Origin of the sequence: Methanothermobacter sp. KEPCO-1 (genome assembly GCF_008033705.1) — an archaeon.
GTDB lineage: Archaea > Methanobacteriota > Methanobacteria > Methanobacteriales > Methanothermobacteraceae > Methanothermobacter > Methanothermobacter marburgensis.
Genome location: NZ_CP042937.1, coordinates 682658 through 699407 on the forward strand (window position 1 = coordinate 682658; position 16750 = coordinate 699407).

Consider the following 16750-nt stretch of genomic DNA (forward strand, 5'->3'; position numbering starts at 1 on the left):
ATGGAGGCTGTCGTCCTGACTGCTGGTGAGGGTACAAGAATGCGGCCGCTCACACTTACAAGGCCCAAGACCATGCTGCCGGTTGCAGGCAAACCAATGGTGGAGTACAGTGTGGATGCCCTCAGGGATAACGGTGTCAGTGAGATAATCATGATAACCGGTTACCGTGAGGATGTGGTGAGGTCCCACTTCGGTGACGGATCCGAATTTGGGGTCAACATAAGCTACGTGAAACAGGATGAACGCCTTGGAACAGCCCATGCAATAGGCCAGGCCACGGGTATGGTGAGTGACGAGTTCATAGTCCTGAACGGTGACATAATAACCGACCCACAGCTTGTGGGTGATCTGATATCCGCCTACAGTGATATGAAACCCGAAACCCTGATGGTTCTCCGTGAGGTTCCCGACCCGAGTTCATTTGGGGCTGTCAGGCTCGAGGGTGACTGTGTACGGGAGATAATCGAAAAACCGTCCCCTGATGTCGATGCCGGGAACCTCATAAATACCGGTATATATGTGTTCAGTCCAGCTGTCTTTGATTACATAGAGCAGACCCCCCTATCCCGGAGGGGAGAGTACGAGATAACAGATACCATAATGATGCAGGTGAGGGATGACCTCCCAGTAAGGGCCATAGTATCAGAGAGGGAGTGGATAGATGTTGGAAGGCCATGGGAGCTCCTGGATGCCAGTGAAAAGCTCATGAAGGGCCTTGAGAGGTCCATCCATGGGGAAGTGGAGGATGGTGTGACCATCCACGGTCCGGTGGTGGTGGGTGCTGGAAGCATTATAAGGTCAGGTACCTACATTCAGGGTCCTGTTTACATAGGTAGAGACTGCGACATTGGACCCAACTGTTACCTCCGTGCCCATACATGTATAGGGAATAACGTGAGCATCGGTAATGCTGTTGAGATCAAGAATTCCATCATAATGGATGGTACCAACGTTAACCACCTCAGCTATGTGGGTGACTCTGTCATAGGGGCAGACTGCAACATAGCCGCCGGTACCAATATAGCCAATCTGCGTTTTGATGATGGACCGGTACGTATGAGGGTTAAGGAGGAGTCTGTGGACACGGGCCGCAGAAAGCTTGGAGCCGTTTTCGGGGATGGTGTGAAGACCGGTATAAACTCAAGCTTCAACCCCGGTGTCAAGGTTGGGAAGGGTTCCCGTATTGGTGCAGGCTGCGTCATATACGAGGATGTGCCCTCTGATAAACTTGTGATACTCAAACAGGAGTACATTATAAGGGACTGATGGTGGTTTTACTGTGTCTTACCGTGTATTTGAAGGCGCCAGAATAATCGGGGACGTGGAGATAGGTGATGGCTCATCTGTATGGTACAACGCTGTTTTGAGGGGTGACATAGAACCCATAAGGATAGGATACCGTTCCAATATTCAGGATAACTGTGTTGTCCATGCAAGCAGCGGCTACCCTGTGAAGGTGGGTGATTACGTCTCTGTGGGTCACGCTGCGGTTCTCCATGGCTGCACCATACAGGATAATGTGCTGGTGGGCATGAATTCAACCATCCTCAACGGGGCCCTTGTGGCTGAAAATTCAATTGTCGGTGCAGGTGCGGTTGTTACCTCAGGTAAGGGTTTCCTGCCCCGAAGTCTCATCATGGGTGTTCCTGCAAGGGCCGTCAGGGAGCTCAATGATGATGAGATAGAGTCCATAAGGGAGAATGCAGAGAGGTACTTCCACCTTGCGCAGGAATATAAAGACTGAAAATCGAACAGGGTCTATAACTGTAAACATGAGTTGAAGAGTGATTCTATGGTCAGAGTTCGTCCGGTAATTGATAAAATGGAGCCATATGTACCTGGAAGATCCATAAAGGAGATAGCAGAGAATTATGGCCTCAGAGAGAGTGATATAATCAAGCTGGGGTCCAATGAGAACCCCCTGGGTCCATCGCCAGCCGCGGTTAAGGCGATGGAGAGGGAACTCGAATCCGCCCACAGGTACCCTGAATCAAACCTTGAAGACCTCCATGAAGCCATAGCAGATTATGCCGGCGTAGATGGAGACCAGGTCATAGTGGGTGGTGACGGTGCAGATGAGATCATTGATGTACTGGGTAGAACATTCATTGACCCGGGAGAAGCCTTCGTTGTGCCGATGCCCTCATATATGTACTATGAATACACCCTCCAGGCGCATGATGCAAGGCCAGTCCATGCGCGGTGGGATGTTGAGGAGAACCGCCTTGACCTTGAATCGGTCCTTGATGCGATTGATGACTCAACCCGCCTGGTCTTTCTATGCACACCCAACAACCCCACAGGCGGTCTTATAGATAAGAAGGATATAAAGGCTGTTGCAGAGTCCACAGAAGCCCTTGTGGTTGTTGACGAAGCCTACTTTGAATTTTCAGGTGTCAGCAACGTGGACCTATTATCTGACCATGAGAACATCTTTATAATGAGGACCTTCTCGAAGGTCATGGGTCTTGCAGGCATGAGGATAGGTTACGGCCTTGGAAGCCCCGAGGTTATAGAGTACATGCACCGGGTTAAACCTGTATTCAGCCTCACAAGGCTATCCCATGCAGCGGCTCTTGCAACCCTCCAGGACAGGGAATACCTGGAAAAATCCGCAGAGTACTCCATAAGGAGCAGGGAATACCTGTATGGGGAACTTAAGAATTTTGAAAGCCTCAGGGTATTTGAATCATATGCAAACTACATCCTCCTTGATGTGAGGGGTACAGGTAAAACCGCCGCTGAACTCTCAGAGGAGCTCCTAAGGAGGGGGATCATCGTGAGGGACTGTACCTCATTTTCAGGTCTCGATGAGTACTGGATAAGGGTGAGTGTTGGAACCCTTGAGGAGGATAAACGGTTCCTTGAGGTTCTCGCCGAGATCATTTCGTGATTTCAATGAAAATAGGTTCAATGGCAGTTTCAACCCTTGAATATCCAGGTAAACTCTCCCTTGTGATATTCACAGCAGGGTGTAACTTCAGGTGCCCCTACTGCCATAACCCTGAACTCATAGATGGCGGGGTGGAGGCTGATCTCTCAGATATCATGGAGGATATGGAGAAATACACAGACTTTGTTGATGCCGTCGTGGTGAGTGGTGGTGAGCCTCTCCTCCAGGTGGACGATGTTGAGGTAGTACTAAGGCACGCACGTTCCCTGGGGCTCCATACAAAACTTGACACCAACGGTTACTCCCCAGGGGCCCTCAGGAGGTTGCTGCCCTTACTTGATTATGTTGCAGTGGATGTGAAGGCCCCCTTCCACCGTTACATGGAACTTGCCGGTGCGAGATGTGATGGTGTTAGGGAGAGCCTCCGTCTTCTTGCAGGCTCAGATGTTACGGTTGAATGCCGGACAACCTTTGTGCCTGGTCTCATGGACGGGGAGGACCTTAAGATTATCGCAGAATCCATAGACTGTGACATCTACGTTATCCAGCAGTTCAGGAACAGGGTGGTCCTGGATGAAAAACTGAAGGACCTTGAGCCCCCATCACCACGCATGCTCAGGGAACTTGCCCTCAAGATTAAAAAATATTTCAGGAAGGTTAAGATACGTACCGAGGAGTTCGGAGAGGAAGAAATTCAATAATCGGGGGAAATACCAAATTGCCCATACTATCATTCAGCAGCAGGGACATTGACCTTGTAACAGGAAAAAGGACCATGACCATACGCAGAAAATGGAAGAGACCCCTCAGGGTGGGTGATCGCCTTCACTGTTACTGGAACCTTGTCTCCAAGGACCGAGAGAAGGTATTCGAGGCTGTGGTCACAGACGTTGAAACCGTCAGGTTCGGTGAGCTCAGGAAAAACGATGAACTGGCAAGGGAGGATGGTTTCAGGGACGCCAGGGAACTGGAGGAAGAATTCAAAAGGATGTATCAGGGTGAGGTGGATGATGAAACCGAATTCCAGGTTATAAGGTTCAGGAAGCTTCCAGTGGAGGAATGGGAGGGTAAAAAGATCGATGAAAAGGCCATGATAACCAGGAGGGCTGACATACTCTTTGATTCGGGAAAATTCAATAAATCCCACCTGTGTTATACTGCAGCCCTACGCATTGACCCTGACGATGTTTACGTGCTCAACAGACTGGCAGACAATCTCACAAGGCTTGGGAGATTCGATGAAGCACTTGAAAACTACAGGAGAGCCATAAGAATAGATCCCGAAAATCCATATATATGGAACAACATGGCCATAACCCTCCTTAATGCGGGTGAAGTGGATGAGGCACTTGAGACCAGTTCAAGGGCCCTGAAGATAAGGCCCCATGACCCTGCCCTGCTTTACTGGAGGGGTGTTATGCTCGAGGTGGCTGAAAAACCGGTTGAAGCCCTTGAATTCTATGAGAAGGCGATTGAAAGGGACCCCCGGAATGCTGAATTATGGACAGCAAGGGGAAACCTGCTCTCAGAACTTGGAAGGATGGAGGATGCCCTAGAATCCTATAACAATGCCCTTGAACTGGCCCTTGAAGATGAACAGGACCCAAATCTCTGGAACCGTAAGGGCAACGCCCTTCTTGAACTTGAAAGATTTGAAGAGGCCATTGAATGCTACAGAAGGGCCATTGAAATGGATCCAGAGAATGATGTCTACTGGACCAACCTAGGTGTTGCACTGCTGGAACTTGAAAGATTTGAGGAGGCCCTGGATTCATTCAGCAGGGCCCTCCAGTTAAACCCTGAAAATGAGGATGCAGAGATACTGCTGGAGGAATGCCTTGAAAACCTCTAGACCTTCCCGAGTTTCTCAATAGCCTCTTCCACCAATGATATTCCCCATTCAGCCATTTCAGTGGCATTTTCCTGGGTGTCTGACTCTGCAAAGCATCTGAATATTGGTTCTGTACCTGACGGCCTTATTATAACCCAACCACTGTCCCTGAAGATTTTAACGCCATCGGTTGTATCTATATCCCTCACACCAGGTTCAGTGCTCACCATTTCAGCCACCAGTTTCATGACATCCCCCTTGATTTCATCGGGACATTTTACCTTCTTTTTCTCGGAGTAATATGATGGCAGCTCTGACACAAGTTCAGAGAGGGGCCTTCCTTCATGTGCCATTATCTCAAGGATTTTTGCGGCTGTAAGGGCAGCGTCCCTTCCATATACAAAGTCAGGGAATATCAGACCACCGTTCTCCTCGCCCCCAAACAGACCCCCTGTCTCTTTAAGTTTTCTGGCCACAAGGAGGTCCCCCACAGCGGTTGCAATCACCTCACCGTTGTTCTCCTCTGCCACGTCGTATATTGCTGAGGATGTCGCGACTGTCGTAACTATTATTCCACCGCCGTTCTCCTGGAGCATCCTCTTCTCAACAAGGGCAAAGGTCCTATCACCGAGGACGAATTCGCCCTTCTCATCTATACATATTGTTCTATCGGCGTCGCCATCATGGGCTATCCCCAGATCAGCCCCGGTTGATCTGACAGTCTCCATGAGCTCAGAAAGGTTCTCAGGGACAGGTTCAGGGTCACGACCAGGGAAAAACCCATCAGGCTGGGAATTAAGGGTTACAACACTGCACCCCAGTTTCCTGAGGATGTATGGCATTGTGTAGGATCCAGCGCCGCAGCCACAGTCAACCACCACCCTGAAGTTTCTCTTTCTGATGGCCTCTGCATCGACCCTCCTTATAACCTCCTCCTGATACTCATCTATTATGCCCTGATTGACTGTTAGATGGCCTATCTCATTCCATGAAGCCCTCTTAAATTTTTTCTGGAAGAATATATCCTCTATTTCCTCCTCCATATCATCAGGGATCCCTATACCGTCACCGTCAACGAATTTTATCCCATTGTACTCTGGGGGGTTGTGGGAAGCGGTTACGATAACACCCCCATCATAGTAATTCCTCACCGCATACTGGACCGCTGGTGTCGGCAGTATCCCAAGGTCAACAACATCACATCCACTTGATAGAAGGCCGGATATAACAGCATTTTTTATCATGACAGTGGATGTCCTTGTATCTCCTCCAACAGCAATTTTTCCATCTACAATGGAACCATATGCTGCTGCAAGTTTAGATGCGAATTCAGGGGTTAAAACCTCATTTGCAAGTCTCCTAACACCAAATGTACCGAAGAGCCTCTTCATTTTTATAACCTCATATGATTATTGATCGCAAGGAGCCTGATAGACTTCCGCCACATAAACCACAAAATATCCTAAACTTCCACTCTATAAACCACAAAATCCATGTTTCTGTAGACCTTCCGTGAATACGGGGGCGTTTTCCTGTTTTTAGTGTCAAGAATTATATAACCTACCCTATCTATTCTGATGTCATCCTCTGTATACTCAAGGGTGACGGTGTATTTCCTGGCATCAATCGTGCCTCTAGATCCGGGGGCATAGCCACCTGCAGATACCGGTTGCCCTGCAATAGAAACGATTAAGGGCTGAATATGGTAATCAGATACAACAACGGTTTTATGGTCCCCGTTATACTTGAACCACTGGGCAACTTCCAGTTCAGATTCAGAAACCTCCGGTTTCACGGTACCTGCAATTCCATAGCCGCTGCAGAGGGAGTAAACTGAGATAAAAAGAACCAGAACATAAACAGGCCACCTGCTATCAGCCACCTTCATTGAATTGAATATGCTGGCCCCCATTGCTGCTGCAGGAAAGAGTGCAAAGTACAGTATTCTATCCGATAGGACCTTCAATCCAACAGTGTAACCAGTACTCACGGCCAGGACAAATATGAACCAGCTGGCCATAAGGATATCCGTCCTATCCCTCCTTTTAAGTGCGCAGATTAATCCTGTCAGTGCAAGCACTGTGAGCAACGCCCCTAAATGGTTCAGGTACCCCACAATGGAAAGTGGATCTGCTGGTGGTGGCCTGAAGAAAAACCCATATTTAACCATAAGAGGCGCATACCAGATCATCGCCAGCATGAAACCACTTAGGATAATTAAAAGGAGATTTCCAGGTTTTATAATGTGCCTGCTGATTCGGGAAGCCAGTGTTGAGATTAAAACCACTGCAAGGGCCATTGCAGCGGATAATAGGTGTGTTAACATCAGCACACCAAGAATGATACCGGTGAAGACTGGATAAAATTTAGAATCATTTTCCATGGAAATGCAATAACCATAAACAAAAAAGGGCAAGAATATCATGGCCAGGGATTCTGGAATGGGCATGATTATTCTTAAGAAGAATAGGCTTGAAATTGAAAGCATTCCTGTCAAAAATCCTGCCAGAGATCCGTAGAACCTTCCTGCAATATAAGAAAATGAGAGGATAATCAGGAATGCCATCACAGGCTGTATGAACCTTGCCACAGTTAAAAAGCCAAGACCGGTGATTTTAACAAGGAGAGTCAGCATTATATGAAAGAGGGGTGGATAACAGATGGGTCTCCCGTAAGGGGCACATGTAAGTGGATCCCAGAACACGATACCCTTCTCCATGTAAAGCATAGCGTTATGTATATGGTAGTAAATATCCCATGTAAGTGGGATGTTGTACCTCAGGGATGGTAGGAGTGCGAGGAGGAATGCAAAGACCGGAGGTAGAAGGGTCAATATCACAGTGGCGTTCCTCTTGACAATCTCCATGGGTATCCCCCTTACGTTTCTCAGTGGTACAGAATGAGGTTGGTTATCATGGTTATTAAGGATATCCTCTCTGAAAACAGAAAATTTGTTAATGAAGAGGGACCCCTTCTGAACGCAAAACCAGCAAAGGGTCTCTGCATCATCACCTGCATGGACTCAAGGCTCACAGGATTCCTTGAGGAGGCCCTCGGGATAGGCAGGGGTGATGCAAAGATAATAAGGAACGCAGGTAACATCGTGGATGATGGTGCTGTGAGGTCAGCTGCAGTGGCCATATATGCCCTTGGTGTACGGGAGATAATCATAGTGGGGCACACAGACTGTGGTATGACACGCCTTGATAGGGACCGCATAGTATCAGAGATGAGGAAACTTGGCGTTGATGAGGATGTCATTGAAAATTTCAGCCTCAGCATACTGAACCCCATAGCCGATGAGGAGGAAAACGTGATTGAGGGCATCAGGAGGCTGCGTTCATCGCCACTTATACCTGAATCAGTAAGGGTCCATGGCCTTATCATTGACATAGCCACAGGTGAACTGAAATCATTGCACATCGATGATTAAACTAGCTCCCCAATGATTTTGGCATGATGGCCGATGGTTTCTCAACAACGATCTCCAGTGATCCATGATACTCCTTAACCCTTCCTGTTACCTGGATCCTCATTCCACTTAAGATTTCAGGACTCAGTTCCATGTCCTTTGAGACGGATTTAAATGCAACAGCTGTTACCGTCCCTGTCCCATCATTTATTTTTAAAAGTAAAGTCCCGGATTCGAGTTCATGAACCGCCATCACTGTACCCTCAACCGTAATCTCCCTGTCCATCATGGCCCTGTCCAGATCTGACACTCTAACGACGGGGGGTGTGAGTGATGCTGATGATACTATCATTCCAATAAACCCGGCGATTCCAAGTAAGACCGAGATGATAAGCAGTGCCCTGTCATCCAGCATGAAACCCATGATATTATGTAATACATATGAATATTTAAATATTACTGGAGTTCCGCATCAAGCCCTGAACATTGACTCTATACGGGAAACCGTATCAATGTCCTCAGGGCTTAGATCGTCCCTTATGCGTTTTACAACAGGAAAACGAAGGGAGTAGCCGCTCTCATACTCAGGGCTCCGGACTATTTCACTGTAGGCCACCTCAAGTATTATCTCAGGCCTGACACTCAGTTTCCTGCCCTTCCGCTCAATGGCAAGGTTCTCCATCCTCTCTGAGAGTTCCTGGAGGGTTTCATCATCCAGTCCCGTTGCAACATGAGCCACCGTCACAAGCTCCCCTGTATCATCATCCCTTGCAGCCAGAAGGTATGAACCAATAAGGTGGGCCCTTTTTCCGCGGCCATAGGTGCCACCAACCACAATGAGGTCCAGTGTTTCGGGTTCGGCCTTGAATTTAAGCATCTTTTTACCCCTTATACCCGGTATATATGGTGACTCTGTGTCCTTTATCATTATACCCTCATGACCCTCCCTTATTGATTCCCTGAAGAGCCACAGGGCTTCATCAACGTTATCAGGGCCCACATCAACCATCCGGCTCGCCTCAATCTCCCCTGGAATCTCAGAGATGATTGACTCAAGAACCCTCCTCCTCTCCCTAAGTGGTTCGTCGATAAGGGGTCTTCCATAATAGAGGACGTCAAAGAGGAAGAGGGAAAGGGGAACCTTCCTCCTCAATCGTTCTATATCATACTTTCTCCTGACCCTCTGGAGTATGTACTGGAAGGAAGCGGGTCTGCCCTCAATTGTAACGATGATCTCACCCTCAACTATGTAGTCTTCATCCGGGAGCGCCCTTTCAACGCCCTCAAGGATGTCAGGGACCGCCGCGGTTATGTTTTCAAGTCTACGTGTGAAAATGGATATCTCGTCTCCCTTTCTGTGTATCTGGACCCTTATCCCATCATACTTTGTCTCACAGAATGCCCTGCCAAGTTCTTCTATCGCAGATTCTATGCTTTCAGCAAGCTGTGCAAGCATTGGCTTTACAGGCCTTCCAGGTTCAAGGTTCAGTTTTTCAAGGCCCGAATTACCATCCTCCATTGCAACTGCAGCCACCATACCCAGGTCATTGGTGAGCATGTGGGCCCTCTCAACAAGCGCCGGGTCGGCTCCTGAGGCCCTGGAGATGGCATCCCTTATAATTCCCTCTGCAACCCCCACCCGGAGTTCCTCAAGGACCGTCCTGGTGATGTAACGTGCCTCAAGGGGCTTTGCCTGGGATAATACCTCAACGAGTATCCCTATTTTTCTTGCCTGAGCCCTTTCACCTGTTACAGATGCCAGTGAGCGCAGTTTATCATAAACAAATTCAACCGTGAGTGGTTGCGAAAAGAAGGTAGTCTGGGTTTTCTTTGAGAAGAGTTTCTCGCTCGCAAGTCCGATATCCCCCTCCTCCCTCATTGCATCTTCTATTTCATCAACCGAAACCCCCACGACAGTTGATATTGCCCTCATGAGAAGTTTTATGCCAACCCCGAGTTCCTCCTCACTCCAGATTGGGAAAACCCTTCCAAGCATGAGGAGAGTCACCACAGGTAAAAGGTCCCTTTCAACGCTGCTGAAGAGCTCTGCAAGGATATCTGTCTTTTCTAGGCGCTTTGTTGTTGATTCCAGTTTTCTGTAGACCTCTGCAAGTTCAATATAGAGCAATCTATCCAACTCCATCGTCTGTAAAGTGTCTGAAGAGGCTCCATGCCCATTCAATTGCCTCATCATCCCTTGAAAAGAGGAACCTTGATGGATCATAAAGGCCATCTGATAGGAAAAGAGATAGGGCCATTGAACCCTCCGTTATTATGAGGCTGAACTTAAGCTTCGCTGGTATGGAATGAATACTGGCATTTTGAGGCAAATCAGTTCCAATGGAGGCTATAAGGTCCTCTGAAAGTATTATCTCAGCCTCCGCCCCTGACCTCAGGAGATCCTCATAGAAGGGGTGATATACCCCCGATAGGACCCAGACCCTCTCTGAATTCAGGGCGTTCTTTTCCACCACCTCATATGGTTCTGTGAGGTTCTCTGGCTTTGATTCAAGAAGAGTGGCCCCTGCAAGGGCTTCTATGCTTGAGAGGAGGTGATCTGGTATTGATGATAGATCGTGGTCAAGAAAGAATTCCGACAGGTTTCCAATAGCAAGAAGTGACCCTATGATACCCTGCACCTTGAGGGATATTATCCTCCCCGTTGCTGAAAGCTCATACCTGCGGTTGGTCCTTGAGACCATTCTCTTTTCTTCCAGCTGGTATATGGCATGTAGAATCGTTGATGAGCTTGATCTTATAACTGACCTCATCTCAGATAGCTCCATGGGACCATCCATGAGAGCAAGCAGGACCTTCAGTCTCACCTCAGAGCCAAAAATGAACCTGAGATCCTCTTTGACTTCACTGTAGCCTTCCAGCAAGGATTCACCTCACCATCTTCTATTCAAGGAAAACATCAAATTTTCCGCTGACACCACATATGGGGCACGGTTCGGGTGGTGCCTTCCTTGCGCAGAGATAACCGCATACACGGCACCGGAGTACCGGGATCTTAAGGTCAAGTTTACCCCCAGGGATTTTCTCCATATTCCTTCTCTCAGGGATTGATTTAAACTCCACATCCTCATCCGCAACGTAAAGGCCGCAGTAGCAGGTCCCATACTCCTCAAGATCATCGTCCCTGTAATCACAGGGGCACACTATATCACTGTCATCCTCTGGATTGCCGGATGCAAGCCTGCAGGGGCAGGAATCATAACCATACCTCTCACGGTTGGTGAGGATCCCCCGCAGGAGGTCCATGACAAATTCCCTGTCAGGGTTGATTTTATAGCCTGATTTCTCTGCAGATTCCCTGATCTCTCTGTAGAGTGCTTCAAGTTCACCAGCCATGATGATCCCCTACCTGAGGGCTGATTTTATTGAGAGTGCATCAAATCCCACAATAACATCCCCATCGTCTATCACAAGTGTGGGGAATGAGAGGGATGGGTTCCACTTCCGGAGCTCACTGAGGGCTTTTTCTCGTTCATCACCATGGAGGAGGTCGACGTATATGTAATCATAGGCCACACCAAGTTCATCCAGCAGCTCACGGGTTTTTTTGCACCAGCCACACGTGCTCAGGGCAAAAAGCCGGATCTCTGCCTTTTCGCTCCCGTCGACATGTTCAAATTTCATTGGACCACCACTGTAATTTCTGTTAATGGTCCATATTAACTGTTGGGGAATAGAACAGCACAGTAGATGAAGCTGTTCTGTCCCCCTGCCTCAGACCTGGGGTAGCACAGACATTCCAGAGACCATGTTCAACAGTGCTTCAATCACCTCTGAGGATCCTGAGGGCGCAGTATTCCCCGCACATGGTGCACATCTCTGAATCATCGATGGGGCACTGCATCCTGTACTCTGCAGGTTTTCTTGAGTCAAATGCCATTTCAAACTGTTTATCCCAGTCAAAGGATTTCCTTGCATTTGCCATTTCAAGTTCAGATTTCCAGGCACCCGACAATTTGCTTGCGGCGTCCGCGGCCTGTGCAGCTATCCTGGAAGCCACCACCCCCTCAATAACATCCTCCACACCGGGTATGGCAAGGTGCTCTGCAGGTGTTACATAGCAGAGGAAGTCGGCCCCGTTCATTGCCGCAACTGCACCACCTATGGCCGCACTGATATGGTCATACCCTGGGGCCATGTCGGTGACTATTGGACCGAGGACATAGAATGGTGCACCGTCACAGACAGACTTCTGTATCTTCATGTTTGCTGCGATCTGGTCGAGTGGCATGTGGCCAGGACCCTCAACCATGCACTGTACATCTGCATCACGGGCCCTTGAAACGAGATCTGCGAGGGTGAGCAGTTCCTGGATCTGGGGTATATCCGATGCATCTGCAAGGCAGCCGGGTCTCAGGCCATCCCCTAGGCTCAGTGTTACATCGTACTCATATGCCAGTTCAAGGAGGTAGTCATAGTTACTGTAGAGGGGGTTTTCCTCCTGGTTGTGGATTATCCACGCCGCAAGGAATGCTCCGCCCCTGCTCACTATACCCATTATCCTGTCTGATCGCTGGACCCTCTCAACTGTCTCAAGGGTTATCCCGGAGTGCACTGTCATGAAGTCAACGCCATCCCTGGCCTGGTTCTCTATTGCCCTGAACATGTCATCCTCATCCATGTCCACAACCGAGCCGCTGGATCTGAAGACCTCAACGCCTGCCTCATAGATGGGTACTGTTCCAACGGGTACGTCTACGGCTTCTAGTACGGCCCTTCTAACTTCCCGGAGCATAGGACCCGTGCTGAGGTCCATGACCGCATCTGCACCATATTCCACGGCCGCCATTGCCTTTTCAACTTCTAGGTCAATGTCCTCCATCTTTGAGGATGAACCAATATTGGCATTTATCTTCGTTGAAAGGCCCTCCCCTATGCCGCATGGTGATGAACTTCTATTAACATTGGATGGTATGACAGTTCTACCATCTGCAATGCTTTTTATGAGAATCTGAATATCAATGTTCTCCTTTCGGGCTACCTCCTCCATTTCAGGAGTTATATTGCCCTTTCTTGCATCTTCCATCTGAGTCACTTTGATCCCTCAATCTTAATATATGGACATCAATAAAAATAATTTCATGATTAGAAAGCTCCGTGCAAGGGACATAATGCTGCGTGATGTTATTGTGGCTAATCCAGAAGACCTTGTGGCAGCTGCAAATCTCAAGATGGTCCGTGCAAATGTTGGCGGCGTCCCTGTTGTGGAGGACGGCAGACTTGTTGGCCTCATAACCCACAGGGATATTCTGCTTGCCGGTGGTGAGGCCCTGAAACTGCGGGTGAAGGATATCATGAGCAAGGACCTTGTTGTTGTCCATGAGGATACTCCAATAAGCAGGATAAGCAGGATAATGGCAGATACCGGTTATCAGAGGTTGCCTGTTGTAAAAGATGATATGCTCGTGGGGCTTATAACTCAGAGCTGCATCATAAAGGCTGTTGCGGACCACCTTTAGAGTTATACAAGGGGTTCAGGTGACAGTGGATTTCTTTCTGAACTTTTCTTCCCCGAAGCCCCCATCATCTCCAATCTGAGTTCAATGAATCTTTTACCCCTTTTTGTGCACGCATATATGGGTATTGAGGAGCCCACCTTCAGCAGCGCCCTTCTATCTGCTATTCGCCTTATGTACTTTGATGCACAGGCTGTTACAACATCACATGTATTGATTATTCTCTCTGCGCCCCTGTAATCTATTCCTGTGAGGTGAACCGCAAAGAGGTATATTTCTCCATCACCGATTTCCCTTAACTGCTCTGCCTCATCTGGATCCTTGACTGTGACTGCAACCCTTCTGTAACCCATTTCAAGAGCCCTTTCAACGCCCTTAAGCTGGTCTATCGTTGCCTTTTGAGGGTCAAGGACATTTTTGGGGCCAATTTTTTCTATAACATCCTTTTCAGGAGAGGTGCTGATGAAACCTGATATCCTTCCGCCTATACCCTGTGCAAGTTCTGGTTCTGTTACAATGACGGTTCCTGCCCCATCGCAGACCATCACGGCTGCGTCCACCTCCCCCTCGGCAAGGAGTGTTGAGATAATCTCTGAGATGCCAAATGATAGAAAATCCCTCATCCTTAATTCACGGTTGGCTGTGCACATGCCAAAATCCTTGATGCGAAATTCAATATTCTGGCGGACCGCCTCAGATGTGATCTTTTCAATGCCACGATACTTATGGAACAGGGGGCAGTAGTGGATCAGTGGCTCTGATACATGGACCACCTTACCGTCCCTCACTGTAACCCGGGTTTTGCCCAGGGCCTCTATTACATGTTCACCCACAGAGAACACCTCAACGCTGGGGATATGGAAATCCTTCGGCAGGATCAGGTTTCAGGATCAGTGAAGCATCTGACCTCAGAAGCGCATTTACAGTTGCACTGAATGAGCATAGCGTCCCTATACCACATGCAACCCTCTCATCACCAGATATGATATCCACAGTTATATAATCTTCCATTCTTACATTTTCCCTTACACCTGCCCTGCCCATCCTGTGGAGGATCCTGTTGCCCAGGGCCCCCATGGACCTGTCAAGCCAGAAATGTTTGAGTGGGCAGAGGTCACAGTAATTCCTGAAGAGCCTGTTCCACTTACTGCTTCCAAATCCTGCATCGATTTCGGCCCTTATGGTAGCATATGCTATGCAGCACCCCCAGTTCCTTCCGATAACCTTTCCATCCTCAATAAGATATGAGTGAACCCTCCTACCCCTCCATTCAAGTCTTCCGGTGATCCCCCTCTCATATTTCTCCATTCCAGTGTTCCGGGACCTTCCTGAGGCAATTTCCTTTCTCAGTGAATCCACCCTCGAAGCCGCTATGTTGATTGCGCAGACCGGGCAGAACCCTGAGGCTGCGGATACAGTTTCTTCACCACTTTTGGAATAGAGAACAACCTTTATACCTGCCCCATCCCTTTTAACCTCAACAGACCCCCCCTCTGACCATATCCGTGATATAACCATGGATGCTGTGTTGACAACCCTTCCATACCCTGCCATTTCTGCAACGCGCTTCTGGTCCCTTTTATCTGTAAGAAATGGTTTCAGGACATCTGAAAGGTCATCATCAATAAAGCCCGCGTTTATCTGTGCGTCGAGAACTGCCGGGGCCCAGGTTATGTCTGAACCCTCTCCAGCCAGCTCTCCTGAGGGGTCCAGTATACGTGCCCTGACGCCCTCAGGGTACTCTGAGGTTTCAATGATGAATTCCTCCTCTGAGAGATGCCTGAGTACCCGGTGGCATGCACCACATGCACCCTCTGAAAGATCAAGATCCCTGATCTGCATGGACCTCCCCCACTGCAAGTGGCTGATTGTATCTATGTTACCACCCAGTAATAATGGTTGCATCGTGGTGGCTTTCATGCATCGCAGGTGTTTAACAGAAAAGTTTAAATTGGATGAAAACTGATTTTTTATAAGCTACGCCGGGGTGGCTCAGCTGGTTAGAGCGCACGGCTCATAGGGTATTAAGCAGTGCTCTGACTTTTTCCTGGGATACCGTGAGGTCGCGGGTTCGAATCCCGCCCCCGGCATCTTGAAACCACTTTTTTTATTATACGCTGATGATCATCTGTTTTATGGTAGCAATATATCACCAGTCATTTACAGAGTCCAGTTAATTATGCTATTCAGTGTCCTCAGGGCCACATCACCAGTCATTTATCGAATCCACTTAATCTCCTATTCTTATGCGGCAAGCCACATCCACCCACTTCAATGCAGTGCCGGGTCATGATGTGACCGCTAAAACCTGTAAAAATCATTAATATAATTCAGTGACATACATATACTGCGATAGGATTTAAAGAGGGTTGGAATGCCTAGAAGATATGAGAGTATGGCATACTGGGAGATGGTCAGCCGGCAGATGGGCTTCATTTCAAAGGCCGAACAGTTAAGGCTCAGGGATTCAACTGTTTCTGTAATTGGATGTGGTGGTATAGGTGGGGCTGCAGTTGAGATGCTTGCGAGAATGGGTATAGGCAGAATCCGGATAATAGACAGCGACGTATTTGATGTCTCAAACATCAACAGGCAGCTCATGAGCAGTTTCAGCGCCCTTAAGCTCCCCAAGGTTGAAGTTGCAGCAGAACGCATCAGGACCGTGAATCCCTTCGCTGATGTTGAGGCATTTCATGAGTGTTTCACGGAAAAAAATGCCCCAACCATAATTGATGGTAGTGACGCCGTGGTGGACGCCCTTGATAACATAACCTCCAGGGTCATGGCGTCAAGAAGATGCAGCAAGGAGGGCATACCCTTCATACACGGAGCCATACATGGATCCATGGGTCAGGTGAGCGTCTTCACATCTGATTCTCCATCCTATGAGGAACTTTTCAATCTACCATCTAGGGGTCTTGACCTTACAGGGGATGTTAAGGCTAAGCTTAAAGAACTATCCTCTGAAACTCCGCCGGTCATAGGGCCTGTGGCCAATGTTACCGGGTGTTTGCAGGCGGCTGAGGTTTTTAAACTGATAACCGGGAGGGGCGATCCAATAGTCGCGCCGAAGATGCTGAAATTTGATCTGCTCCTGGGCGAACCATTCAAAATTGTTGAACTATAATGGCCAAAAAATA

The 16750-nt window shown here is 48.5% G+C and carries 19 protein-coding genes and 1 tRNA gene; 10 read left to right on the top strand and 10 right to left on the bottom strand.

Annotation, left to right across the window (positions count from 1 at the left end):
* The 5 genes from glmU to FVF72_RS03690 are packed head-to-tail and all read left to right on the top strand — an operon-like array spanning window position 1 to window position 4745.
* A complete protein-coding gene (glmU, locus tag FVF72_RS03670; protein ID WP_147671240.1) occupies window positions 1–1266 on the top strand; it encodes a bifunctional sugar-1-phosphate nucleotidylyltransferase/acetyltransferase in 1266 nt (421 codons plus the stop codon).
* A gap of 13 nt (window positions 1267–1279) precedes the next feature.
* Window positions 1280–1744, top strand: a complete 465-nt coding sequence (locus FVF72_RS03675; RefSeq protein WP_147671241.1) for a gamma carbonic anhydrase family protein — start codon at window positions 1280–1282, stop codon at window positions 1742–1744.
* Window positions 1745–1792: 48 nt separating this feature from the next.
* Entirely contained in the window at window positions 1793–2893 is a 1101-nt protein-coding gene (gene hisC / locus FVF72_RS03680) for a histidinol-phosphate transaminase (protein ID WP_147671242.1), read from the top strand.
* 5 nt (window positions 2894–2898) lie between these two features.
* Window positions 2899–3594 (top strand): anaerobic ribonucleoside-triphosphate reductase activating protein, encoded by a 696-nt coding sequence (locus FVF72_RS03685; protein WP_147671243.1) that lies wholly within the window; start codon window positions 2899–2901, stop codon window positions 3592–3594.
* A 17-nt stretch (window positions 3595–3611) separates the two neighbouring features.
* Window positions 3612–4745, top strand: a complete 1134-nt coding sequence (locus FVF72_RS03690) for a tetratricopeptide repeat protein (protein WP_147671244.1) — start codon at window positions 3612–3614, stop codon at window positions 4743–4745.
* Here the strand turns inward: FVF72_RS03690 and glmM are convergent.
* Window positions 4742–6115: a phosphoglucosamine mutase gene (glmM, locus tag FVF72_RS03695; RefSeq protein ID WP_147671245.1), complete on the bottom strand. Its 1374-nt coding sequence runs from the start codon at window positions 6113–6115 to the stop codon at window positions 4742–4744. The genes FVF72_RS03690 and glmM overlap by 4 nt on opposite strands.
* 71 nt (window positions 6116–6186) lie before the next feature.
* Entirely contained in the window at window positions 6187–7290 is a 1104-nt protein-coding gene (locus FVF72_RS03700; RefSeq protein WP_370511838.1) for a hypothetical protein, read from the bottom strand.
* 202 nt (window positions 7291–7492) lie between these two features.
* On the opposite strand from FVF72_RS03700, the gene FVF72_RS09395 reads away from it, so the two are divergent.
* A complete protein-coding gene (locus tag FVF72_RS09395; protein WP_255503832.1) occupies window positions 7493–7627 on the top strand; it encodes a hypothetical protein in 135 nt (44 codons plus the stop codon).
* An 11-nt stretch (window positions 7628–7638) separates the two neighbouring features.
* A complete protein-coding gene (locus FVF72_RS03705; protein WP_147671246.1) occupies window positions 7639–8157 on the top strand; it encodes a carbonic anhydrase in 519 nt (172 codons plus the stop codon).
* A 1-nt stretch (window position 8158) separates the two neighbouring features.
* Here the strand turns inward: FVF72_RS03705 and FVF72_RS03710 are convergent, their stop codons facing one another.
* The 6 genes from FVF72_RS03710 to thiC form a co-directional block, all read right to left on the bottom strand.
* Window positions 8159–8560: an exodeoxyribonuclease VII large subunit gene (locus tag FVF72_RS03710; RefSeq protein ID WP_255503796.1), complete on the bottom strand. Its 402-nt coding sequence runs from the start codon at window positions 8558–8560 to the stop codon at window positions 8159–8161.
* Window positions 8561–8608: 48 nt separating this feature from the next.
* Entirely contained in the window at window positions 8609–10264 is a 1656-nt protein-coding gene (locus tag FVF72_RS03715) for an ATP-dependent DNA ligase (protein WP_147671987.1), read from the bottom strand.
* 1 nt (window position 10265) lies between these two features.
* Complete coding sequence (locus FVF72_RS03720; RefSeq protein ID WP_147671247.1) at window positions 10266–11018, bottom strand: winged helix-turn-helix domain-containing protein; 753 nt, start codon at window positions 11016–11018, stop codon at window positions 10266–10268.
* A gap of 19 nt (window positions 11019–11037) precedes the next feature.
* A complete protein-coding gene (locus tag FVF72_RS03725) occupies window positions 11038–11490 on the bottom strand; it encodes a ferredoxin-thioredoxin reductase catalytic domain-containing protein (protein ID WP_013295001.1) in 453 nt (150 codons plus the stop codon).
* 9 nt (window positions 11491–11499) lie between these two features.
* Entirely contained in the window at window positions 11500–11778 is a 279-nt protein-coding gene (locus FVF72_RS03730) for a glutaredoxin family protein (protein ID WP_013295000.1), read from the bottom strand.
* Between the two features lie 139 nt (window positions 11779–11917).
* A complete protein-coding gene (gene thiC, locus FVF72_RS03735) occupies window positions 11918–13189 on the bottom strand; it encodes a phosphomethylpyrimidine synthase (RefSeq protein ID WP_013294999.1) in 1272 nt (423 codons plus the stop codon).
* Window positions 13190–13235: 46 nt separating this feature from the next.
* Between thiC and FVF72_RS03740 the strand changes: the two genes are divergently transcribed.
* Window positions 13236–13613, top strand: coding sequence for a CBS domain-containing protein (locus FVF72_RS03740; protein ID WP_048901256.1), 378 nt, complete (start codon window positions 13236–13238; stop codon window positions 13611–13613).
* A 2-nt stretch (window positions 13614–13615) separates the two neighbouring features.
* Here the strand turns inward: FVF72_RS03740 and FVF72_RS03745 are convergent, their stop codons facing one another.
* A complete protein-coding gene (locus FVF72_RS03745) occupies window positions 13616–14443 on the bottom strand; it encodes a methanogenesis marker 8 protein (RefSeq protein WP_013294997.1) in 828 nt (275 codons plus the stop codon).
* Window positions 14444–14453: 10 nt separating this feature from the next.
* The gene (locus FVF72_RS03750) at window positions 14454–15452 is read right to left on the bottom strand and encodes a hypothetical protein (protein WP_013294996.1); all 999 of its coding nucleotides are present in this window, start codon (window positions 15450–15452) and stop codon (window positions 14454–14456) included.
* 139 nt (window positions 15453–15591) lie between these two features.
* On the opposite strand from FVF72_RS03750, the gene FVF72_RS03755 reads away from it, so the two are divergent.
* Window positions 15592–15700 (top strand) — tRNA-Met (locus FVF72_RS03755).
* 284 nt (window positions 15701–15984) lie between these two features.
* The gene (locus tag FVF72_RS03760; protein ID WP_013294995.1) at window positions 15985–16737 is read left to right on the top strand and encodes a HesA/MoeB/ThiF family protein; all 753 of its coding nucleotides are present in this window, start codon (window positions 15985–15987) and stop codon (window positions 16735–16737) included.
* Window positions 16738–16750: the final 13 nt, after the last annotated feature.